The organism is Rhizobium sp. JAB6 (genome assembly GCF_003024605.1).
In the GTDB taxonomy this organism is placed as follows: Bacteria; Pseudomonadota; Alphaproteobacteria; order Rhizobiales; family Rhizobiaceae; genus Rhizobium.
The window spans coordinates 788,855-810,347 of sequence record NZ_PYJQ01000001.1 but is presented as its reverse complement, the minus strand read 5'-3'; the positions used below and the strand labels follow the sequence as shown (position 1 = coordinate 810,347).

The 21,493-nt window shown below is 60.6% G+C and carries 15 protein-coding genes; 6 read left to right on the top strand and 9 right to left on the bottom strand.

The window, feature by feature from the left end; all coding sequences use genetic code 11:
* On the bottom strand, positions 1-735 hold the full coding sequence (phnF, locus tag C7U61_RS03935; RefSeq protein WP_106996793.1) for a phosphonate metabolism transcriptional regulator PhnF: 735 nt from the start codon (positions 733-735) through the stop codon (positions 1-3).
* Positions 736-806: 71 nt separating this feature from the next.
* Between phnF and C7U61_RS03930 the strand changes: the two genes are divergently transcribed.
* Positions 807-1,358 carry an MOSC domain-containing protein gene (locus C7U61_RS03930; protein WP_106996792.1) on the top strand — a complete coding sequence of 184 codons (552 nt, stop codon included), beginning with the start codon at positions 807-809 and terminating at the stop codon, positions 1,356-1,358.
* Positions 1,359-1,467: 109 nt separating this feature from the next.
* Here the strand turns inward: C7U61_RS03930 and C7U61_RS03925 are convergent, their stop codons facing one another.
* Together C7U61_RS03925 and C7U61_RS03920 are read right to left on the bottom strand one after the other, a co-directional pair.
* Complete coding sequence (locus tag C7U61_RS03925; protein WP_106996791.1) at positions 1,468-4,440, bottom strand: DNA translocase FtsK; 2,973 nt, start codon at positions 4,438-4,440, stop codon at positions 1,468-1,470.
* Between the two features lie 219 nt (positions 4,441-4,659).
* A complete protein-coding gene (locus C7U61_RS03920; RefSeq protein WP_106996790.1) occupies positions 4,660-7,176 on the bottom strand; it encodes a DUF1217 domain-containing protein in 2,517 nt (838 codons plus the stop codon).
* 318 nt (positions 7,177-7,494) lie between these two features.
* Here C7U61_RS03920 and C7U61_RS03915 point away from each other — a divergent pair, with 318 nt between their 5' ends.
* On the top strand, positions 7,495-8,061 hold the full coding sequence (locus C7U61_RS03915) for a DUF6101 family protein (protein WP_106996789.1): 567 nt from the start codon (positions 7,495-7,497) through the stop codon (positions 8,059-8,061).
* Positions 8,062-8,138: 77 nt separating this feature from the next.
* Here the strand turns inward: C7U61_RS03915 and ubiA are convergent, their stop codons facing one another.
* The gene (ubiA, locus tag C7U61_RS03910) at positions 8,139-9,101 is read right to left on the bottom strand and encodes a 4-hydroxybenzoate octaprenyltransferase (protein ID WP_106996788.1); all 963 of its coding nucleotides are present in this window, start codon (positions 9,099-9,101) and stop codon (positions 8,139-8,141) included.
* Positions 9,102-9,153: 52 nt separating this feature from the next.
* Positions 9,154-9,939: a MipA/OmpV family protein gene (locus C7U61_RS03905; protein WP_245410736.1), complete on the bottom strand. Its 786-nt coding sequence runs from the start codon at positions 9,937-9,939 to the stop codon at positions 9,154-9,156.
* A 295-nt stretch (positions 9,940-10,234) separates the two neighbouring features.
* Between C7U61_RS03905 and C7U61_RS03900 the strand changes: the two genes are divergently transcribed.
* A complete protein-coding gene (locus tag C7U61_RS03900) occupies positions 10,235-10,669 on the top strand; it encodes a hypothetical protein (RefSeq protein ID WP_106996786.1) in 435 nt (144 codons plus the stop codon).
* An 87-nt stretch (positions 10,670-10,756) separates the two neighbouring features.
* Here C7U61_RS03900 and C7U61_RS03895 read toward each other — a convergent pair whose 3' ends face one another.
* Both C7U61_RS03895 and C7U61_RS03890 read right to left on the bottom strand, forming a co-directional pair.
* On the bottom strand, positions 10,757-12,016 hold the full coding sequence (locus C7U61_RS03895; RefSeq protein ID WP_106996785.1) for a cyclopropane-fatty-acyl-phospholipid synthase family protein: 1,260 nt from the start codon (positions 12,014-12,016) through the stop codon (positions 10,757-10,759).
* Between the two features lie 144 nt (positions 12,017-12,160).
* Complete coding sequence (locus C7U61_RS03890) at positions 12,161-14,470, bottom strand: Tex family protein (protein ID WP_106996784.1); 2,310 nt, start codon at positions 14,468-14,470, stop codon at positions 12,161-12,163.
* Between the two features lie 244 nt (positions 14,471-14,714).
* Here C7U61_RS03890 and purD point away from each other — a divergent pair, with 244 nt between their 5' ends.
* The 3 genes from purD to C7U61_RS03875 all read left to right on the top strand — a co-directional run bounded on the left by purD (position 14,715) and on the right by C7U61_RS03875 (position 18,705).
* The gene (gene purD / locus C7U61_RS03885) at positions 14,715-15,983 is read left to right on the top strand and encodes a phosphoribosylamine--glycine ligase (protein WP_106996783.1); all 1,269 of its coding nucleotides are present in this window, start codon (positions 14,715-14,717) and stop codon (positions 15,981-15,983) included.
* A 112-nt stretch (positions 15,984-16,095) separates the two neighbouring features.
* Positions 16,096-16,524 (top strand): plant virulence effector HPE1-like domain-containing protein, encoded by a 429-nt coding sequence (locus C7U61_RS03880; protein ID WP_106996782.1) that lies wholly within the window; start codon positions 16,096-16,098, stop codon positions 16,522-16,524.
* Between the two features lie 366 nt (positions 16,525-16,890).
* Positions 16,891-18,705: a methyl-accepting chemotaxis protein gene (locus tag C7U61_RS03875; RefSeq protein WP_106996781.1), complete on the top strand. Its 1,815-nt coding sequence runs from the start codon at positions 16,891-16,893 to the stop codon at positions 18,703-18,705.
* Between the two features lie 72 nt (positions 18,706-18,777).
* On the opposite strand, the gene C7U61_RS03870 is transcribed toward C7U61_RS03875, so the two are convergent.
* Together C7U61_RS03870 and glyS are read right to left on the bottom strand one after the other, a co-directional pair.
* Positions 18,778-19,281, bottom strand: coding sequence for a DUF523 domain-containing protein (locus C7U61_RS03870; RefSeq protein WP_106996780.1), 504 nt, complete (start codon positions 19,279-19,281; stop codon positions 18,778-18,780).
* 14 nt (positions 19,282-19,295) lie between these two features.
* Positions 19,296-21,410, bottom strand: a complete 2,115-nt coding sequence (gene glyS / locus C7U61_RS03865) for a glycine--tRNA ligase subunit beta (RefSeq protein ID WP_106996779.1) — start codon at positions 21,408-21,410, stop codon at positions 19,296-19,298.
* Positions 21,411-21,493 lie beyond the last annotated feature (83 nt).

Genomic DNA, 21,493 nt, shown 5'->3' with positions numbered 1-21,493 from the left:
TTAGACGGTCACGACGACCCGCTCTGAGGCGAAGCAGCCGATCTGGCAGGAAATTACAATGCCATCGGCATCGATGTCCTCGCCGGCATAGGCAAGCACCGGCACAAGGCGTGATTGCTGCAGAAGCCGCGCCTCTGCTTCCGTGGGCATCCGGGCCGTGATGTCGGTGGAGCGCCGCCAATAATCCATCACGCCATACTCCCTCAGGGCTGCCGTAAACGAGTCCATTGCGGCGAACTTCTCCGCCAGGGCCGGAAAGCGCTCAGCCGAGCAGCTGCGCGTGACGACGGAGACGGGAAGCGCGTCGGCATAGGCGATCACGCACATGTCCAGCACAGCCTCGCCTGGTTGGAGATTGAGCCTTGCAGCTATATCGACGCTTGCCGGAACTTCCCTAGCCGAAAAAACCTTGCGCGTGAGGTTGGCATCCGTCGCGGTCAAATCCTTGCTGAACCGCACCTTGTCGCCCAGTCGGAAACGAACGGGTATGTCGGCGCGGACATAGACGCCGCTGCCGCGCGCCACGCGCAGTAAGCCCTCCCCTTCCAGCTCGCCAATCGCGCGCCGCATCGTCACCCTGGAGACGCCGAATTGCTCGGACAAGGCGCGCTCGCTCGGCAGGCGGCTGCCCGGCGCATGCCGGCCCGTCTCGATGGCAGTTCGCAGCTCCGCGGCAACGCCCACCCAGCCACCACCGGCCTTCACGCTTTCGCCCTGTTGATTTTTCCCATCCATCGCAATACTGTCGCCTGAAAATTGGTATATACCAATTTATAAGATCTCGATCATTTATGGAAGGGTTCGGCATGGGCGACAAGCGCATATATGTGACATCGGTCAGCAGCAGCGGCGTGCACGAGTTCAGCAAGCAGACCAAAGATCATATTCAACTGCTGACCGGACTTGGTGTCGAAGGCGATGCGCATATGGGGGTGACGGTGAAGCATCGCTCCCGCGTCGCGGTCGATCCGACCCAGCCCAATCTGCGCCAGGTGCACCTCATCCAGGAAGAGCTGTTCGACGAGCTCACCGAAAAAGGCTTCTCCGTCTCGCCGGGCGACATGGGCGAGAATATCGCAACCCGAGGGATAGACCTGCTTTCTCTGCCCCAGGGGACACGCCTTCATATCGGCCCGGAAGCGATCGTCGAGGTGACGGGCCTGCGCAATCCCTGCAAGCAGATCGACAATTTCCAGAAGGGCTTACTGCATGCCGTGCTCGACAAGGATGCCAATGGCAGCCTGATCCGCAAGGCGGGGATCATGGGTATCGTCTCGAGGGGCGGCCGCGTGCAGCGCGAGGATGCCATTCACGTCGAATTGCCGCCGGTGCCGCATATCAAGCTCGAGCGTGTTTGATATCACAATCGATCTGACGCGCTGCTCATGAGGAGACGCTAGCTCGGAGTATGCTGAGCGTTTGAATACTCTCCGCGGCGACCGCAGCCAGTGTCATCCCCCTGCCCAATTAATCGAAGTCCTCGTTGCCCGAATTGCCGCCGCCATTGCGGTTGCCCGAGATGATCTCGCGCTTACCGACATGGTTGGCGGGGCCGACCAAGCCGTCCTTTTCCATGCGCTCGACCAGCGATGCGGCGCGGTTGTAGCCGATGCCGAGGCGGCGCTGGATGTAGGAGGTCGAGCACTTCTTGTCGCGCATGACCACCTTGATCGCCTGCTCGTAGAGATCGTCACCGTCTTCCGAGGCAATCGCGCCCTTGTCGAAGACAGCCGTATCTTCTTCCTCGTCTTCTTCGTCCTCGTCGGCCGTGACGGTATCCAGATATTCCGGACGGCCCTGCAGCTTCAGGTGAGCGACGACCTTCTCGACCTCCTCATCGGAGACGAAAGGTCCATGGACGCGGGAGATGCGGCCGCCGCCGGCCATGTGCAGCATGTCGCCCTGGCCGAGGAGCTGTTCGGCACCCTGTTCGCCGAGGATGGTGCGGCTGTCGATCTTCGAGGTCACCTGGAAGGAGATGCGGGTCGGGAAATTCGCCTTGATCGTGCCGGTGATGACGTCGACCGAAGGCCGCTGTGTCGCCATGATCAGGTGAATGCCGGCGGCGCGCGCCATCTGTGCCAGACGCTGGATCGCGCCTTCGATCTCCTTGCCGGCGACCATCATCAGATCGGCCATCTCGTCGACGATGACGACGATATAGGGCATCGGCGTCAGGTCCATTTCCTGTTGCTCCTCGATCGGGGCGCCAGTGCCCTTGTCGAAGCCGGTCTGAACCATGACATGGATCGTCTCGCCCTTTTCCTTGGCGGAGGCGACGCGGCTGTTATAGCCGTCGATATTGCGCACGCCGAGGCGTGACATCTTCTTATAACGATCCTCCATCTCACGCACCGCCCATTTCAGCGCCATGACGGCCTTCTTCGGATCGGTGACGACGGGGGTCAGCAGGTGCGGGATACCGTCATAGACGGAGAGCTCCAGCATCTTCGGATCGACCATGATCAGGCGGCACTGTTCCGGCGTCATGCGGTAGAGCAGCGAGAGGATCATCGTATTGATTGCAACGGACTTACCCGAACCGGTGGTGCCGGCGACGAGCAGATGCGGCATCTTCGCCAGCTCGGCAATGACGGGCTCGCCGCCGATCGTCTTGCCGAGGCCGAGCGCCAGCTTATAGCCGCTCTTCTCGAAATCGGGCGAATCGATCATCTCGCGGAAATAGACGGTTTCGCGGTTGACGTTCGGCAGTTCGATACCGATGACATTGCGGCCGGGAACGACGGCAACGCGGGCCGACAGAGCCGACATCGAACGGGCGATATCGTCGGCTAGATTGATGACGCGCGAGGATTTGACGCCGGGCGCCGGCTCGAATTCATAAAGGGTGACGACCGGGCCGGGGCGGACATGGATGATCTCACCCTTGACGCCGAAGTCCTCGAGCACGCTTTCCAGCAGGCCGGCATTCTGCTCCAGCGTTTCCTGCGTCATGATCACGCCGGAACGGGCAACGGGCTCCTGCAGTAATTCGCGCGGCGGAAGCTCGTATTCGCCGTCCGCGGTACGCGCGATCGGACGCCACTCGGGCGGCGTCAGCGATACGGGCCGGCGCGGCGAGATCGGCGACGGCGGTGCATCGATCAGGCGCTGCGCGGCGGCTTCGACGGCTGGAATGGTGGATGGGGCCTTGGCGGCCGGCTCGGCAGGCGCAGGCGCAACAACCTTCTTGGGCATCGGTGCCACGACCATGACCGGAGCGGGGCGGGTTTCGACGGCAGGAGCGGCTTTAGTGCCATAGACTGCAGTTACGAACGCAGGTGGCACGAATGTCTCGGCCGGTGCCTCCGCTGCAAGCTGCGGCTCAGCTTGGGGCGCTTCCTCAGCGACGGGCGCAACTTCGATGACCGGGGCCAGGACGGCGGCCTCGAGCGCAGCGAGTTCGTCCATGGCCGGTGTGCTCATATCTGCCGGCTGGCTGGAAGCGGTTTCGACCGGTGCCGCAACCTCCACTGCCGGAGGCAGTACGACAACGGGCTGCGGCTCGACGGCTGCGGCCGGACGGCGGCACTCGACGACGCGGAACTTGGCGATGATCGATTCGGCATCGATCTCCGGCTTGGACGCCGTCGCCGGTTGCTTCGGCTCACCCTTCAGGGCGGAGACGAACTCGCCGTCGAACGGCATCGCGTCCCAGAAGGCAAAATCGGAAAGATGGGCAAGACGCGACTCGACCACAGGCGCGGCTACGGACTCGGAAACACTTGACTGTACAGGGGAAGCATCCAGCGCAATCGCGGGAGCTTTCGAGAATGCGGTAGCGATAACGGTCATCTCCAATGCGTCCGGCTCGGTTGCCGGGGAATTCTGAATTACTGTCGGAATGTAGCCTTCCACCACCAGCGGCATGTCTTCGAGCGCGGGCACATGGAACTCTGACGATTGCACCGGCTGCCGAGCAGCGGCGGCGATCAGAACCTCGACGGCCGGCGGCTCCATCACCCGCATCGCCGCATGCGAGGCAACGGGAGGCTTGACTTCAGCCCGAGGTTCGGGAGGCGGTCGGCGGCTGATGATTTCATTTTCGCGGGTGCGGGTGAAGCGCACATTCGGTCCCATCAGGAAGGCATTCTGCCAACCGGGGGACGCGAGATCCTCCGCAGAGATTCCCTGCGGCAGAACCGGCATTTCCTGCTCGCTCGCAACCGCCGCGGCCTGGAGCGCCTCCACGACCGGCGGCGGCGCGGCGGCGGTGCGCTTTCTCACTTCTTCAGCAAGGCGCTTCTCCTCGGCCCGGCGCTGCTCTTCAGCCTTGCGCTTGGCTTCCCGAGCGTTGCGAATCTTCTCTTCCAGGAATGCGCGGCGAGCAGCGATCTGCTCGGCCCGGCGCGCCTCTTCGGCGGCCTGCTCCGGGTCCAGATCGCCCTCGGGCTGGACGCCTTGTGACGCATTCGAAAGTGTCGTTCGGGAAAGACGCATGAGACCTGCAACCCAGTCATTGATATTGCCGTTGGCTTCTCAAATCGAATAGGGCAAGGTTGGTTAATAAGTTCCTTCCTGCCCCTGTGGAAAGCAGCCATTCCGCACCCGAAAAACGCATCCGAATATCCTCGGAATCTTTGTAGAAACAGGCCCATAGCACAGCTCAGCCGCGCGGGAACGCGGCAATGAGACAGGTTTAATTTTTTGCGGGATCCATCAGCGCGACGAAGAGAGCTGCGCGATGGAAAGCAGCGTGTCGGCGCTGATACCGGCGCTCGGGGAAGAACTCGTCAGAATCGAAAGCGCAGGCGACGTCGAAGAGGTCGTATTGTTCTGCATATCGTACATCGCCGAGAATCGCTGCAGCAGCTGGTTGAGCTTGTCGGGGTCGTGCAGGTCGCTCACATTGATGAAGTTGCCGAGCATCTTGGCCTGGGTATCGACGTCCATGCTGGAGATCGAGCTCGGGAGATTGTAGGTGGTGGTAACGACCTCATAAAGGGCGGCATCTCCCATGATGTCGTAGATCGAGTTGATCGCGGGCGCCTTGCGCTGGAAATAGAGCGCCAGGCGCACGCCGGGATTGCTTTCGCCTTGCTGATCTTCCAGCGTCTGATGCAGGAAGAGATCATTGGTCGCCGTGAGCGCACCCTGGTTTTGCGCGGTGCCGAGCTTGCTGTCGGTCAGGTTTCCGTCGGTGCCGAAATTGAACGCCTCGACGATGCTCTTGAACTTAGCACCGTCAGCCGTGTTGATGAAGCTCTTTGCATTGGACGGATCGGCCGCGAATGCCTTCTTCAGCGTCGCCGTATCCACCGTCTTCGGATCGATACCGTTAGCCGTCAGAATGAAGTTCGTAAGTTTGCTGTCGGCCAGCAGATCCGTGACGCTGGTCACCTTGACGATGTTGGTGGCGAAGTAGGTGGCGGCTGTCTTGGCATCGTTGGTGGCCTTGGTCAGTTCGGCCCCCGACAGTCCCGCCGTACTATGGCTGGAATATTGCGAGATATAGCTGTTGATCTGCGTCTGCGACAGAGCCTGCACCGGCGCCTTAAGATTGCCTTTGCTGTCGAAATTAAAGGCCTTGGCAAGAGCCGTGAACCGGGAATCCTTGAGCGAGTTCACGTAGCTCTTCGGATCATAGGGATCGCTTTCGAGAATCTTCGTCAGCTGTGACTTCGTGACTTCGTTCTCGCCGATACCGTAGGCGCGCAGCGCCATCTGATAGAGTTCCGGCGCGCTGCCGTTGGCGGCACTGCTGTCGGAGGTATTGCTGGCAAAGAAGTCCTTGATCGTCTTCACGTTGGCGATGCGGTTCTTGTAGTTGTTGACCGCATCCGTGTTCAGGGTCGACTGCGACGACTGGTAGTTGCTCATATAGGCCTTGGAAGCCGCATCGATCTCGCTTTGGGACTGCGCCGTCTGGCCGGAAGCAAGCGTTCCATCCGACTGGAAATTGAACTGGGAGACGGCGTAAGTCAGGCCGAAGATGGCAGCGGTCGTTGGATCGGCAAAGGCATTCTTGAAGACGGCGGCGGGGGTCGTCGGATCGATGCCGTAGGCCGTCTTGACGTAGTCGAAGAGACGCGTGTCCGATGTCAGCTGGTCGACCGAGGTGATGGAGCCGATATGATTCTTGTAGTAGAGATCATTATCGGCCGCACCGACGCTCGTGACGAACGAGGGCACGGTGAAATTATAGGCGCTCATCACATCGGCTTGCTGGCTGAGCGTCTGCGGCCCTCCCGGATAGTTCGCGGTATAGCCTGCCGTGGTGGCGCTTATCTGGCCGGAGGTCTGTGCCTGCGAGCCGGATGCGACGGTGCCGTCGCTCTGGAAATTGAACTCGGCCATGACGGCGGTCAGCCCGTTCGAACTCGCGGTACCGGCATCCTTGGCGGAAGCGTTAAACTGATCCGCAGTGATGTAGGACGGGATGTTGAATGCCGTCTTGACGTACTGGAACAGCTGCGGATTGGACGTCAGCTGATCGACGGATGTGATGTTGCCGATATTGGCCTGGTAGTAGGCGGTGTCGCCGTCCGGTGTCGATGTCTTGACCGTGCCGTCGGCATTGAAATTGAATTCCGCCACCATAGCCTTGTCGGCGGCGCTGCCGTTCTGATTGACATAGCTGTTCGGATCGCTGGGATCGCTCGTCAGCATCTGCTTCAGAGCCGAATTCGATACATAGGTCGGATCAATGCCATAGGCCTGCAGCACATAATTGCGCAGGCGGGTATTTCCGAGGAGATCATCGACCGTCTTAACCGAGGCGATGTTCTGGCTGTAATAGCTCGTTTCGGTTGCCGCCGACGTCTCCTCATTCGTAAATGACTGCTTGTACAGTCCGATGAGGTCGTCTTCCTGCGTGCTGGTTTGCGCCGTATTCGTTGTACCTGTCGCGCTCGTGCCGAAATTGAACGCCGCAGCGAACGCTTTGTAGCGGGGATCGGTGAGTTTGTTGGCGAAACTGCTGGAGTCGCTGAGGTCGCTGGTCAGGACCTGTTTCATAAAGGCCTTTGCATAGGTCATGTCGGAAAGCCCATAGGCTTCCATGGCATAACTGTATAATTGATAGTCATTCAGGAAGCTGTCGACGTCAGTTACTTTGCCGATATTGGCATTGTAATAGTCGATCAAACGCTTGTTTTGCGACTGCTGCGCCACCTGATTGAGCGACGTTGTCATATCTCTGGTTGCGATCGTATACCCAAGATAAGTGGAAATCATCAGCAGAATCCCAATAGATCTCTAATAAAAGCGGCGAATCTGACCGACATTATTTCATATAAACCTTACCTGAGACTTACAGGCACTCATCCCATGCGTGCACTATATTGATGCACCGCTCCGCCGTGTATTCACCTTATGGAAACCCTGATGCGTTCGACTTTGCTAACCATTTGAGGACGCAAAGTTTTCTTAACCTCGATTTTTAAGCTGTCTGGAAGGGACGGCGCCTAATCTGCCCAACAACGAGAGGACAAAAGTTCTCCGAGAGAAGACCGGAACAACCGGCTCTCAGGTAAAGCAAGGGTAGAGAAATCGATGACTAATACCGTCCTGAAGCCCGATTGGGCTGGAACCACACTGCGGCTTGATCCGGCGCGCTTCCCGCAACAGGTCAGCTACGCCATGCGAGGTGCCGAGGGTGATGTCACCATTACGATCGATGAGCGCGGCGCTGTGCTGCGCAAGATCCTGCCGTCCAGCGGCCTGCCGCTGTCCGTCGCCTTGCCCAAACGTGCTTTTCAGGGTGTTGCGGCGCGCGCCATCGACCACGGCGACGGCGAAGTCACCGTGACATTGGAACTGCATCACGCCGATCCGGATCTCTGCATCCCCCTTCTCGTCGCACATGACTTGAGCGATATCGCCGCCGACTGGCGCTCGTGGTCGGAAGCCTTCCGCATTCCGATGCTGATGATCGAAGCCGATGGTGTCGCCCGTCCGCTGGAAGAACATCTCGGCGGAGTTCGCTCGCAGGACAGCCAGCCGCGTCGCCGTCATTCCTATTTCGCAAATCGCCGCCCCCGCTTCCTCGTGCGCCGCACGACCGGCAAGCTCGGCATCAAGATGAAGATCGAAGGCCGCGAGATCATCGCCAGGCATTGAGCCAATCGGGATCGAAAGCCGAATATCTCAGGAACCGGCTGCGGAAAAGCAATTCCGCGGCCGGTGTCTTTGCGTTTTCAGGAAGCAAGAAGCAGGAACGAAAGGAAAAGCCCGGCAAAAATGATCAAGCCGACGCGATTATTCGACTTGAACAGCGCAAGGCATTGCGCACCATCGTTGATGTCGAGCACGGCGATCTGGTAGGCAAACATGCCGCCGGCCACGACGAGGCCGAGATAGGCGAGCCAGCTTGTACCGGCGAGCGCAAAGGATAGCAACATCAGAAGCAGCGTCGCTCCATAGAGACCGATCAGCCAGAGGCGTGTCTGATCGCCGAAAAGCCGCGCGGTCGAGCGCACCCCGATCAGCTCGTCATCCTCCTTATCCTGATGCGCGTAGATCGTGTCGTAGCCGATGGTCCAGAGGATGGCGGCGAGATAGAGCACGACCGGGGCAAGCGACAGGCTGCCGAAAAGCCCGGCCCAGCCCATCAGCGCTCCCCAGGAAAAGGCAAGGCCAAGGAAGAATTGCGGCCAGTCCGTGAAGCGCTTGGCAAAGGGATAGAACGCGACGATGCCGAGCGAGAGAATGCCGAGCGCGACGGCGAACCAGTTGAACTGCAGCAGCACCAGCAGGCCGACCAGAGCCTGCAACGCGATGAACACCTTGGTCTGCGCGCGTGTCACACGGCCCGATGGCAGCGGGCGCGAGCGGGTACGCGCCACGGACATGTCGATCTCGTGATCGACGAGGTCATTATAGGCGCAGCCGGCGCCGCGCATTGCGACGGCGCCGACGAAATAGAGGAAGAGATGATAGATCACCGCGAATCCGGGAGAACCCTGCCCGGTGGCGAGGGAGGCATTGGCCGCGAGCGCCACGGACCAGAAGCATGGCCACATCAGAAGCTGCCAGCCAATCGGCCTGTCCCAGCGTGCAAGCTGGGCGTAAGGCCGGAGCGTCGGGGGCAGAACGCGGTAGACCCAGTTGCCGGATGGCGCGTCAGCGACGCGCCCGTTGATGTCGCCTGTCTTTTGCATAGGCGAGTAGTAGTGACATCCGGCACCGGAGGTCAAGCGGCGAGGTCGCTCCTCAGTTCATCGTAAAATTGAACTTGTAGCTGGCGGAGACACCGATCAGCAGCTGGTTGCGGTCGCCACGCTCGCGCACGAGGCTGCTGTCGGCGGCCGGGCCGGTGAGCCGGGTATATTCGAGGAAGGTGCTTGTGGTCCAGTTCTGCGAAGCCTTCCAGGTCAGGGCGCCGCCGAAACCAACGGATTTGACGCCGCCACCGGGCTTGTAGCCACTGAGGCCAGAGGCCGCCGATTCGCGCGCATTGACGCCGTAATAGGTGTCGAAATAGTCGCTGCTGGCGAGTGTCATGCGCGGACCGGCCGAGGCGCGAAGCTCCGGCGTGATGTCGGTAAAGGCATCGACCGCGGCATCGGCAACGACACCGCTATGGGCGCGAATGCCCTGGCGAACTTCGACGCGGGCGCGCAGCCAGTCCGTGGGATAGGCTTCGGCAAAGCCGCCAGCTTCCACACCCCACTGGACCTTCTTCAATCCCCTCAGTTCGCGGCCATCGCTGCTGTCGCGGCTCGGTACGAACTTGCCGACGATACCGATGCGAAATGCATCGCTTTCGATCAGGGCAAAGGAGGGATTGTCGTTACGCGAGGAAAAGCGCGGGCCTGGACCCTGCCGGCCGATGGATACCAGCGGCGACCATTGCAGCTTATTGTGTTTGCCGCCTTCGAACTTCGGTGCGGAGAAACCGGCTGCACCGACGCTTAGGTACCAGTCACCCGACCACAAATGCTGGCCGTCCCCCGCCTCGGCAGCGCCGGCATAAGCAACGGCGGAGAGGCCGCCAATGAAAAGGAACCTTAACTTTGCAAACACAACGAAACTCCATGATACGCAATACAATAGGCCGCATGGCCCGAGAGTTGCCGCAAATTATGCGGATCGCGTTACCGCTCTCTTAACCACAAGACGGCGAATTCGGTCGGAACATCAAATTGAGGCTGCTCCAATCCAGACGCCGTTTGACATGCGCCGGCCTATCGCGCTGATTTAATTTCTGTATAGAGTCTCAATCGTGGGTAATGGTCGCAATTGCCAGGTGCCCGTCATCTCATAGCCCCCGAACTCGAAAAACGAGAAACGAATGAAGAGCATATCCCTGATCTCCCTAGGTCTGATCCTCGGTGCCGGCCTGGCGCTTTCCGGCTGTGTCGGCACTCCGATCGGCGGGGCAAAACAAAGCCATTTTTCGGGAAGAGCCGCCCCGGGCAAAAAGACCAAGATTACGAGTGCTTCGCTTGTAAAACAGGACTGCACCTTTGCAGGGTTCCCCTATACGGGCGTCATCGAGCAGCCTGCCCACGGCAAGGTTGACGTCGAGCACGGCCCGGTCGCGGCGAAGTTTCCAAAAGGCAGCAATGCCTATCTATGCTCGGGCAAGACGGTGCAGGGTAACATCGTCTACTATACGCCGAATCCTGGTTTCTCGGGCACCGACCAATTCACCCTGCGCCTTACGGGACTGAATACGGACGGTACGGTGCAGGACGGCACCTTCACCGTCCATGTCGGCAGATAGCGACCCTCGCGACGGCAGGCAGGAACAGAAAGGCCGGACCGCAGCTTTCCACGGTCCGGCCTCATCAAACGCCGCCATGACAGAGGCTCAGAACGTCACCTTCTCCAAAGGCGCGCGCCCCGCCTCGAATTCCTTCAGCTTCGCCTCGCGCTCCGCGATGTAATTGCGATTATCCGGCACGGCGAACTGGTTCTTGGTAATCTGGAGCTGCATGATGAAGAGCTCATCCCAGCGGAAGCCCATTTCGGAACCGGCCAGATAGAACTCCCACATGCGGAAGAACTTCTCGTCATAGAGTGCGACGGCGTCGGCCTTGCGCGCCACGAAACGGTTGCGCCAGTGCCGCAGCGTATAGGCATAATGCATCGGCAGGGTTTCGACATCCCTGGTGAGCAAACCTGCCTTTTCCAGCGGCGGCGTGGTTTCGCCGATCGACGGGATGTAGCCGCCGGGGAAAATATACTTCTCGATGAAGGCGTTGGTGGCAAAGCTCGGCTTCGGGCGGGCGATGGAGTGCAGCAGCATGACGCCGTTATCATCAAGCAGTTCCGACACCTTGCGGAAGAACTTGCCGTAATCGCCGATGCCGACATGCTCGAACATGCCGACCGAGACGATACGGTCGAACTTCTTGCCGCTCATGTAGCGATAGTCCTGCAGCTCGAAGCGGACGCGATCGGACAGGCCGCGCTTGGCCGCCCGCTCGCGCGATACTTTCAGCTGTTCCTCGCTAAGCGTGATACCCGTCACGTCGAGGCCGGGATAGGCTTCGGCAAGATACATGGCCATGCCGCCCCAGCCGGAACCGATCTCCAGCACCTTCTGCCCGGGCTCGACCAGCAGCTTCGCGGTGATATGGCGCTTCTTGGCCAGCTGCGCTTCATAAAGGCTGATGCCGGGTGGGTTGAAATAGGCGCAGGAATATTGCCAGTCCTCATCGAGGAAGAGATCGAACAGCTTTGCCGACAGATCGTAATGATGCGCAACGTTGTATTTGTTGCGGTTGATCGGCGAGCGGCTCTTGATCTGCTGCCAGGCGATGCGGCCGATCAGCAGCGCCGCCATGCGGAAATCGAAGACCTCATTGGTGGTATTCTGCTTCACCAGCGACAGGAACTCGTAGATGTCCCCCTGCTCCAGGATGAAGCGGCCTTCCATATACATTTCGCCGAGCTTGAGCGTGGGATCGCGCGCGACGGCGTCTTCAGCCTGCTGATCGGCAAAACGAACGGCCACCGTCTCTCCGGTTCCGTCGCCGACCATATGGGTTTCGCCGGATGCGAGCGTAAGCCTGAGTGAACCTTTACGGATGATTTTCTGGACGAGAGGAAAAAGGATCGACGCCATGGACGCCTCGAATGTTATGACATGACATTAAGGCAACTTTAACGCCTCACAGCGTCGTGGCAAGCTCACCTGTCGACAGTCATTGGCACTCTGGCAACAACGCTGCCAGAGTGTGACATTCTTGCATAAAATTCCGCTAAGTCCTTATTTTCGTTTGAGCGCGTCCGCCAAAGCAGCGCCAAAACTACCCTGCTGTTCGGCCTTCGGACGGGTATTTCCCCTAACGCCAGCGTTGCGCGCACCACCCTGTTCGCGTGTATCCCGTCCGGACGGGGCTGCCACAGTGCTGCCATCTTTGCGCATGGAGAGGCCGATTCGCTTACGCTTCGCATCGACTTCCACCACCCTGACCTTGACTACATCGCCGGCCTTCACAACCTCGTGCGGGTCCTTGATGAAGCGGTCCGCCAATTGCGAGACATGCACCAAACCGTCCTGATGGACGCCAATATCGACGAAGGCGCCAAAGGCGGCGACGTTGGTCACGGTGCCTTCCAGCAACATTCCGGGCTTGAGATCGCTGATCTCGTTCACGCCCTCCGCAAAGGTTGCGGTCTTGAAGCTCGGGCGGGGATCGCGGCCCGGCTTTTCCAGTTCGGCGATAATATCGCGCACGGTCGGCAGACCGAATTTGTCGTCGATGAACTGACGCGGATCGACTGCCTTCAGCGTTGCCGTATCGCCCATCAGCGTGCGAAGATCGCGGCCGCAGGCGGCGACGATCTTCTTGGCCACGCCATAGGCTTCGGGATGCACAGAAGAAGCGTCGAGCGGCTCCTTGCCGTTCGGAATGCGCAGGAAGCCGGCGCATTGTTCGAAGGTGCGCTGGCCGAGACGCGCGACCTTCAGGAGATCGCGCCGCGTCTCGAACGCGCCTTCGACATCGCGATGCCTGACGATCGCCTCGGCGATGGACGGTCCGAGACCGGAGACGCGGGCAAGCAGCGGCGCGGAGGCCGTGTTGAGATCGACACCGACGGCATTCACCGCGTCTTCGACCACCGCATCCAGCGAGCGGGACAGCTTCTGCTGGTCGACATCGTGCTGGTACTGTCCGACGCCGATCGACTTCGGTTCGATCTTCACCAGCTCGGCCAGCGGATCCTGCAGGCGGCGGGCGATGGAGACGGCGCCGCGTAACGAGACATCGAGGCCGGGGAATTCCAGCGCCGCCGCTTCCGAGGCGGAATAGACCGATGCGCCGGCCTCGGAGACGATGACCTTGGTCGGCTTCGGCGCCGGCAGTTCGGCCAGCATGTCGGCCACCAGCTTTTCGGTTTCGCGGCTGCCGGTGCCGTTGCCGATCGCGATCAGTTCGACCTTGTGCTTGCGGATGAGCGAGGCAAGTGCGGCCTGCGAGCCCCGCACGTCGTTCTTCGGCGGAAAGGGATAGACGGTCGCCGTTTCCAGCAGCTTGCCGGTGCCGTCGACGACCGCAACCTTGACGCCGGTGCGGATGCCCGGATCGAGGCCCATGGTGGCGCGCGAGCCCGCGGGCGCTGCCAGCAGCAGATCCTTCAGATTGCGGGCGAAGACGTGGATCGCTTCTTCTTCGGCACGTTCACGCAGCTCGCGCATCAGGTCGAGCGACAGAGACATGGAGAGCTTCACACGCCAGGTCCAACTTGCAACTTCTGTCAGCCAACGGTCGCCCGGCCGGCTCGAACCGATGTCGTAGGCCGCAGTGATCATGCGTTCGACCGGCTTGTTGGGCGAGACGGCATCGGCATCGACCTCGATGGTCAGCGTCAGGACCTCTTCGTTCCAGCCGCGCAGCATGGCGAGCGCACGATGGCCGGGCGCGGTTGCCCAGCGCTCCTGATGCGCGAAATAATCCGAGAACTTGGCGCCTGCCTCCTGCTTGCCATCGACAACAGCGGCCTTCAGCGTTGCGTTGGTCTTCATGTAGTTGCGCAGCTTGCCAAGCAGATCTGCATTTTCGGCAATGCCTTCGGCGATGATATCGCGGGCACCCTCCAGCGCCGTTTTGACATCAGGCACATCGGCGGTGATGAAGCCTTCGGCGAGAGTCGCGGGCTCCTTGGAGCGATCCGCAAGGATCGTGTCGGCCAAGGGGCCGAGGCCGCGCTCTCTTGCAATCTCGGCGCGGGTGCGGCGCTTCGGTTTAAAGGGCAGATAAAGATCTTCCAATTCGGATTTGGTGGTGACGACGGCGATCTTGCCCATCAGCTCGTCGGTCATCTTGCCCTGGCCGGCGATGGATTCGATGATGGCGGCGCGGCGGCCTTCGAGTTCGCGCAGATAAACGAGACGTTCCGACAGCGTGCGAAGCTGGGTATCATCGAGGCCGCCGGTCACTTCCTTGCGGTAACGGGCGATGAAGGGCACGGTCGCACCTTCATCGAGAAGCTCGATGGCCGCCTTGGCCTGATCCGGGCGGGCATTGATCTCGGCGGCGATGGTTGCGGCAAGGGAACGGATATCAGCGGCCATGTGTCTCTCTGAACTGGACAATCGTGAGGGGACCATAAGCATGATCCCGCGGACATAAGAAGCGGTTTCGGCACGGAACACGCCAATCCCGGCACGGAGATGGCGTGTAGGGCGAAGTAGCATCCTGCTTAGCGGGATAAAAAGGCATGGCAATATTGCCGGCGGTGCCTCCACAGGATTTGCCGCTTGACCTTTGGTCCAACCCCGCTTAACCGCGCAAAAGGACGCAAGGAAAGGGCAAGCCATGAGAGTTCTGTTGATCGGATCGGGCGGACGCGAACACGCACTGGCCTGGAAGCTGGCGCAATCGCCTCTCATGACGGAATTCTATGCCGCACCCGGCAATCCCGGCATTGCCGAGCATGCACAGATTGTAGCGCTCGATATCGACAATCACGATGCTGTCGTCACCTTCTGCAAGGAAAAGGGCATCGACTTCGTCGTGGTCGGCCCCGAGGCACCGCTGGTCGCCGGCATCGCCGATGTGCTGCGCGCCGCCGGCATCGCCGTCTTCGGCCCTTCCGCAGCCGCAGCCCAGCTCGAAGGGTCCAAAGGTTTCACCAAGGATATCTGTGCCCGTTACGATATTCCCACCGGCGCCTACCAGCGCTTCAACAATGCAACAAAGGCGAAAGCCTACGTCCGCGCCCAGGGAGCGCCGATCGTGGTGAAAGCGGATGGGCTTGCGGCGGGCAAGGGCGTCACCGTCGCCATGACCGTCGATGAAGCGCTTGCCGCGATCGACGATTGTTTCGAGGGCGCCTTCGGCGAGGCCGGCGCGGAAGTGGTGGTCGAGGCCTATCTCGATGGCGAGGAGGCGAGCTTCTTCTGCCTTTGCGACGGCAAGCATGCGCTGGCGCTTGCGACCGCGCAGGATCACAAGCGCGTCGGCGACGGCGATACCGGCCCGAACACCGGCGGAATGGGCGCCTATTCCCCCGCCCCCGTCATGACCGCGGAGATGATCGAGCGCACCATGAAGGAGGTCATCGAGCCGACGATGCGCGGCATGGCGGAAAGCGGCCATCCTTTCAGCGGCGTCTTCTTCGCCGGGCTGATGATCACCGCCAATGGGCCTGAACTCATCGAATACAATGTCCGTTTCGGCGATCCGGAATGCCAGGTGCTGATGATGCGCCTGAAGAGCGACCTGCTGCCGCTGCTCCTTGCCTGCGCCAACGGCACGCTGGATCAGGTAACGGCCGAATGGAGCGACGATCCGGCGCTGACCGTCGTCATGGCCTCGAAGGGGTATCCCGGCTCCTATGCCAAGAACACGCCGATCACGGCGCTGCCAGCCGATCGTGAAGGCGAGAAGGTGTTCCATGCCGGCACAGGCCTGAAGGACGGCGCGCTGGTCGCGACCGGCGGCCGGGTACTGAACATCACGGCAACCGGCGAGACGGTGAGCGAAGCGAAAGAGCGCGCCTATGCCTTGGCCGGCAAGGTCAAGTGGGATAACGGCTTCTATCGCAACGATATCGGCTGGCGTGCAGTCGAACGCGAAAAGTAAACATCACCGCGGCTCTGCAATTGCTGGTCCATTAAAATTTTACCCAATCTGCTGACGGTATGGAAATAAAGCTCCCGTAATGTCTTCGTCACTAAAGGCGGAGTTTACAGTTATGCGTTCCTTTTTTCTGACCTTGGCATGTGTATTGGCCGGCGGTACCGCCATGGCCTCGTCGATCCTGCCGATCGATGGCACGATGATCGGCGGAAGGGGCAGCATTATCGACAAGAGCTGCGCCGACTGCCCTCCGCTGAAGCCACCGGTCACGGAAAGAGAATATGCCGTGCCGACGCTGGAAGCCGGCACCCAATCCGTCGTCGTGCGCAATATCGACGGTCAGAAAAGAGTCGTCCGCACCGAAGCGTGGATGGGCGGTTCGCCTGTTACCTTCGTCAGCAAGCCCACGCCCGAGGCGCTCGCGGCAGCCGGTGAACCTGTCGATGGCATCGACATGACAGCCCGGACGGCAGCCGTGTCCAACTCCTCCGCACCTCGCGAACCTGCGCCCCTCGATATTTCCGACTTCCAGCTTCGCCAATAGGCCATACAAGCCGCTCCCGGCGGCGTTCGGCCGCTTGTGGAAGGTCCGCTATATTCATATTTGAAAATATATCTTCCCCCATATTCGATAAAGCACAATAACCGCCCGAGAATTCCAGCGTATCACCGGCGCTATTTCCAGGTAAAATTAAGTATTGCTTATTACCCTTGCGCGTATCACCGGTTTAAATTGAAATTAAATACAACCAAATCCTTAAAATTAAAGCTTTTTTAGACATAAACGATGATTTTATGTCCACCGGACAGCAGCATGTCATTCGAGCGGCGGCAAACGTATTGAGGAACTCTCAGGCGATCGCACAGGCGGTAGGAAACCGCACCGGTATTCACCCCTGTGGGAGGCACCATGAAGAATCTCAAGATTTCACATCAACTATTTGCCCTGTTCGGCGTCCTGATGGCCGCCTTCGCAGTGGCCACTTATTTCCAGATCCGGTCCCAGGCCGACTCCATTTATGACGACCGCTTTGACATGCTACGCACGCAGGTCGAGTCCGGCATCTCGGTTTTGAACCAATATTACCAGCGTGAAAAATCCGGCGAGATGACGCATGAGGCGGCCCAGGCCGAAGCCTTCAAGGTTCTATCGCATGTCAGCTTCGCACCATCAGGCTATCTCTTCGGTTTCGACTACAATGTAGTCCAGCGCATTCATCCGAGCCCGGTCAATATCGGCAAGGACATGTCTTCGCAGGTCGATAAGAATGGCACCCATTTCAGCAAGGAAATGGTCGAAAAGGGCATCAAGGGCGGCGGGCGCACCATTTATTACTGGAACAAGCCTGGCCATCCCGACAGCGATTTCTTCCTGAAGGGCAGCTACTCGGCGGCTTTCGCACCCTGGCAGCTCGTTCTCGGCTGCGGCGTCTACATGGACGACCTCGAGGCGCAGATCAATGCCACCATGTGGCGTGCGCTCATGATCTGCGGCATCGTCTTCCTGGTCGGCGTCGGCGCCGCCTTCTACTTTATCCGTGGCATCACGAAGCCGCTGACCGACGTCCATGCAGCCCTCAAGGCCGTCGCCAACGAAGACGTGACGGTGGCCATCCCGCATGCCGAAATGCGCAACGAAATCGGCCTTATGGCCAAGGCGACCCAGGCGCTGCAGGAAAAAGTCCGTGAGCGGCATGCGCTGGCCGACCGCCAGGCGGCACAGGAGCTGGAAATCAGCAACGAGCGTGAGCAAAACTTGCGCCAGCAGCAGGATGAGGCCCACGAACAGGCGCGCGTCGTCTCCGTCATCGGCCGGGCTCTCGAGGACCTCGCCCGCGGCGACCTCACCGTGCGCTGCGGCGATCTCGGCACAAGCTATGCCGGCCTTCGCAACAACTTCAACGAGGCGCTGTCGCATCTCGAAGCCGCGATGGGACGCGTCAATGCCAAGGGCAACGACATCGGCCTCAGCAAGGAAGAGATCCGCCGCGCCTCCAACGAACTATCCCAGCGCACCGAGCGCCAGGCCGCCAGCCTGGAGGAAACCTCGGCAGCGCTCGATGAACTCACCGTCGCTGTCCGCCAGACTGCGGAAGGCGCCGATGAGGCCAGCAAGCGCGTGCACGCCGTCAGCGCCGAAGCATCGCGCAGCGATGCCGTGGTTGCCCAGGCAATCGAAGCGATGAGCGGCATCGAGAAGTCGTCGGCCGAGATCGGCAAGATCATCGGCGTCATCGACGAGATCGCCTTCCAGACCAATCTTCTGGCGCTGAATGCCGGCGTCGAGGCGGCCCGAGCCGGCGAATCCGGCAAGGGTTTTGCCGTCGTCGCCCAGGAAGTGCGTGAACTCGCCCAGCGCTCCGCAGCTGCCGCCAAGGAGATCAAGGACCAGATCGCCCGCTCTTCCGGCCAGGTCGATCAAGGCGTTCGCCTCGTGGGTGAGGCAGGCGAAGCGCTGAAGCGCATTTCAAACCAGATCAAGGCCGCCAACGAAATCGTCTCGAAGATCGCCCACAGCGCCTCCGAGCAGGATACGACGCTGCGCTCGATCTCCTCTTCGATGAACCAGCTGGATGCCGCCACGCAGCAGAATGCTGCGATGGCCGAAGAGACCACCGCATCGGCCGAGACGCTCGCCGCCGATACGGAAGATCTTCTCGCCCTCATCCGCGGCTTCCGTGTCAACGAAGGCCGTGCGGTCATGGATCATCGCCGCGCCGCCTGAGCTGCATAAGCCAGAAAACAAGAAACCGCCTGACATGCGTCCGGCGGTTTTTCTTTGCGCTGAGGCTGGTCGCTAAATAATCCGGTTTGCAGCCTTCAGCCGCTCGACCAGCCTGTCGATCTCGCGATCGGAATAGACCTCGATGCCGGCCTGCTGGAGCAGCGCCGCGGTGACACCCCGGCCGCTCTGCCGGCCACCGGAAAACGTGCCGTCATAGATGAAGCCGGAGCCGCAGGACGGGCTGCCGTCGATCAGCAGAGCGTAGCGACAGCCGGTTTCCTTGGCGAGCGCCAGTGCATTTTCCGCCGCTCGACGAAATTCCGCCGTGACATCGCCGCCGGTGATTTCCATCACCTTTGCGGTGCCGGCAAGCACGTCCTCTCCGGTGGCACCGCCTGCAATTTCGGCCGGCGGCCTTGGAACCGCCATGCCGGCGGACATTTCCGGACAGATCGTGACCAACAGCCCCTCCTCTCGCCAGCGATCGATTGCCGGATGCACGAGTGGCTTGGAGCGGCCATCATAGCGGACGGCATGGCCCATGAGGCAGGCGCTGACGAGGATCTTTCCGGTCATCGCGCCCCCATGCCTTATCCCGCGATCTTCGAGAAGTCGGCAACGGTGCCGGTTGCCTCGCGGATCATGCGCAGCAACGCCAGGCGATTGGCGCGGATGGCGGCGTCCTCGTCGTTGACGAGCACATCCTCGAAGAAGCGGTCGACCGGCGCGCGCAGCTTGGAAAGGGCTGCCATGGCGGAGCGGAAATCTTCCTTGGCGATCGCGTCGGAAGCCTCTGCGGAGGCGGCCTTGACAGCGGCGAAAAGGTCCTTTTCGGCATCGAGCTTCAGCAAGGCTTCCGAAACACCATCGGCAACGACGGTGCCCTTCTTCTCCTCGGCGGACAGAAGCTGCGTGGCGCGCTTGGTGCCGGCGAGCAGGTTCTTGCCATCTTCGGAGGTGATGAAGGCGGTCAGCGCCTCGACACGGCGGGCGACCATCAGCAAATCGTCGGTTTCCGGCGTCAGCACGGCATCGATCAGATCATGGCGGGCGCCGAGATCGCGCAGATAGACCTTGAGGCGATCGTGGAAGAAGGCGAGAAGGTCGGCATCCTTGGTGGTCGCCAGCAGCGGCAGGCGTACGCCGCGCTCTAATAGGATACGGACGACACCAAGGGCAGCGCGGCGTAGTGCATAGGGGTCCTTCGAGCCTGTCGGCTTTTCGTCGATCGCCCAGAAGCCGACAAGCGTATCCAGCTTATCGGCGAGCGCGACCGTGATCGCAACCTTGTCCTCGGGAACGCGGTCGGAGGGCCCTTGCGGCTTGTAGTGATCTTCGATCGCCGTCGCCACAGAAGCGTTCTCGCCCTGCAGCGTTGCGTATTTGCGGCCCATGACGCCCTGGAGCTCGGGGAACTCGCCGACGGCTTCGGTGCGCAGGTCGGCCTTGGCCAATACGACGGCACGGTCGACCAGAGCGGCATCAGCGCCGGTGATCTTCGCAAGGTCAGCGGCCAGCGCACGGATGCGAGCGACACGCTCGCCCTGGCTGCCGAGCTTGGCATGGAAGGTGACGTTCAGCACATCAAGCTTCGCCATGCGCTGATCGAGCGGCCTCTTCAGATCGAGGCCGAACTTTTTAGCGGAGGCTTCCAGCGTTTCGAGATCGGGCAGATCGCCTTGGTCGCGCTTCCAGAAGTGCAGCGCGTCGGACAGACGCGCGCGCACGACCTTTCCGTTGCCACGGATGATTTCCTTGCCGCCGTCCGTCGCCTGGATATTGGCGACGAGAATGAAACGGTTGGACAGCGTCTCGCCGGACGGCGCCCGCATGACGAAACACTTCTGATTGGTCTTGATGGTCAGCCGGATGATCTCGGATGGGATCGAGAGATAATCCTCCTCGAAGGAGCCCATCAGCACCTGTGGCCACTCGACGAGGCCGGAGACTTCCTCCAGCAGGCCTTCGTCTTCGACCAGTTCCAGGCCGTTGGCAAAAGCGACATCGCGGGCATCATGCAGGATGATGTCCTTGCGGCGTTCGGCATCGAGAACGACATAGGCCTTTTCCAGGCTCGAGGCATAATCCTCGAAACGCTTGACCGTGATCGGACCGGGCGCATGGAAGCGGTGGCCGTAGGTCACATTGGAGGCGACGATGCCGTCGATCTCGATGGGGATGACGGCAGTTTCTTCATGCTCGGTGCCGAAGGTGCAGACGATCGACTGCAGCGGGCGCACCCAGCGCAGCGAACCGGGCTTTACCGAGGTCTTGCCCCATCGCATCGACTTCGGCCAGGGGAAATTTCTGATGATGTCAGGCATCACGGCCGCAATGATTTCCTCTGCGGCACGGCCGGGCTTGGAAATGGTCGCGACGTAGAAATCACCCTTCTTCGGGTCGCTCTGGACTTGCGCCTCGGCAATGGAGTTGAGGCCGGCGCCACGCAGGAAGCCTTCGATCGCCTTCTCGTTGGCATCGGTGCGCGGCCCCTTGCGCTCCTCGCGCACATCGGCCGAACGCGCGGTCAGCCCGCGAATATCGAGCGTGAGGCGACGCGGCGTCCAATATTCCCTGGCCCCTTCATAGGAAAGACCTGCTTCGACCAGGGCATCGGTCACCAGCTTCTTCAGATCGCCGGCAGCCTTGCGCTGCATACGGGCGGGAATTTCCTCGGAGCGGAGTTCGAGAAGGAGATCGGGCATGGGAGCTGTCTTTACCTTGAGGCAGAAATGATCCGGGCGGACTTAGCAAGCCCGGCGGCAAAAGTCACCAAGGCAAACGGCGA

What these genes read in the sequence shown, in the direction of transcription:
- phnF (WP_106996793.1), bottom strand. Translation starts at nt 735, where the DNA reads ATGGATGGGAAAAATCAACAGGGCGAAAGCGTGAAGGCCGGTGGTGGC.
- C7U61_RS03930 (WP_106996792.1), top strand. Translation starts at nt 807, where the DNA reads ATGGGCGACAAGCGCATATATGTGACATCGGTCAGCAGCAGCGGCGTG.
- C7U61_RS03925 (WP_106996791.1), bottom strand. Translation starts at nt 4,440, where the DNA reads ATGCGTCTTTCCCGAACGACACTTTCGAATGCGTCACAAGGCGTCCAG.
- C7U61_RS03920 (WP_106996790.1), bottom strand. Translation starts at nt 7,176, where the DNA reads ATGATTTCCACTTATCTTGGGTATACGATCGCAACCAGAGATATGACA.
- C7U61_RS03915 (WP_106996789.1), top strand. Translation starts at nt 7,495, where the DNA reads ATGACTAATACCGTCCTGAAGCCCGATTGGGCTGGAACCACACTGCGG.
- ubiA (WP_106996788.1), bottom strand. Translation starts at nt 9,101, where the DNA reads ATGCAAAAGACAGGCGACATCAACGGGCGCGTCGCTGACGCGCCATCC.
- C7U61_RS03900 (WP_106996786.1), top strand. Translation starts at nt 10,235, where the DNA reads ATGAAGAGCATATCCCTGATCTCCCTAGGTCTGATCCTCGGTGCCGGC.
- C7U61_RS03895 (WP_106996785.1), bottom strand. Translation starts at nt 12,016, where the DNA reads ATGGCGTCGATCCTTTTTCCTCTCGTCCAGAAAATCATCCGTAAAGGT.
- C7U61_RS03890 (WP_106996784.1), bottom strand. Translation starts at nt 14,470, where the DNA reads ATGGCCGCTGATATCCGTTCCCTTGCCGCAACCATCGCCGCCGAGATC.
- purD (WP_106996783.1), top strand. Translation starts at nt 14,715, where the DNA reads ATGAGAGTTCTGTTGATCGGATCGGGCGGACGCGAACACGCACTGGCC.
- C7U61_RS03880 (WP_106996782.1), top strand. Translation starts at nt 16,096, where the DNA reads ATGCGTTCCTTTTTTCTGACCTTGGCATGTGTATTGGCCGGCGGTACC.
- C7U61_RS03875 (WP_106996781.1), top strand. Translation starts at nt 16,891, where the DNA reads ATGAAGAATCTCAAGATTTCACATCAACTATTTGCCCTGTTCGGCGTC.
- C7U61_RS03870 (WP_106996780.1), bottom strand. Translation starts at nt 19,281, where the DNA reads ATGACCGGAAAGATCCTCGTCAGCGCCTGCCTCATGGGCCATGCCGTC.
- glyS (WP_106996779.1), bottom strand. Translation starts at nt 21,410, where the DNA reads ATGCCCGATCTCCTTCTCGAACTCCGCTCCGAGGAAATTCCCGCCCGT.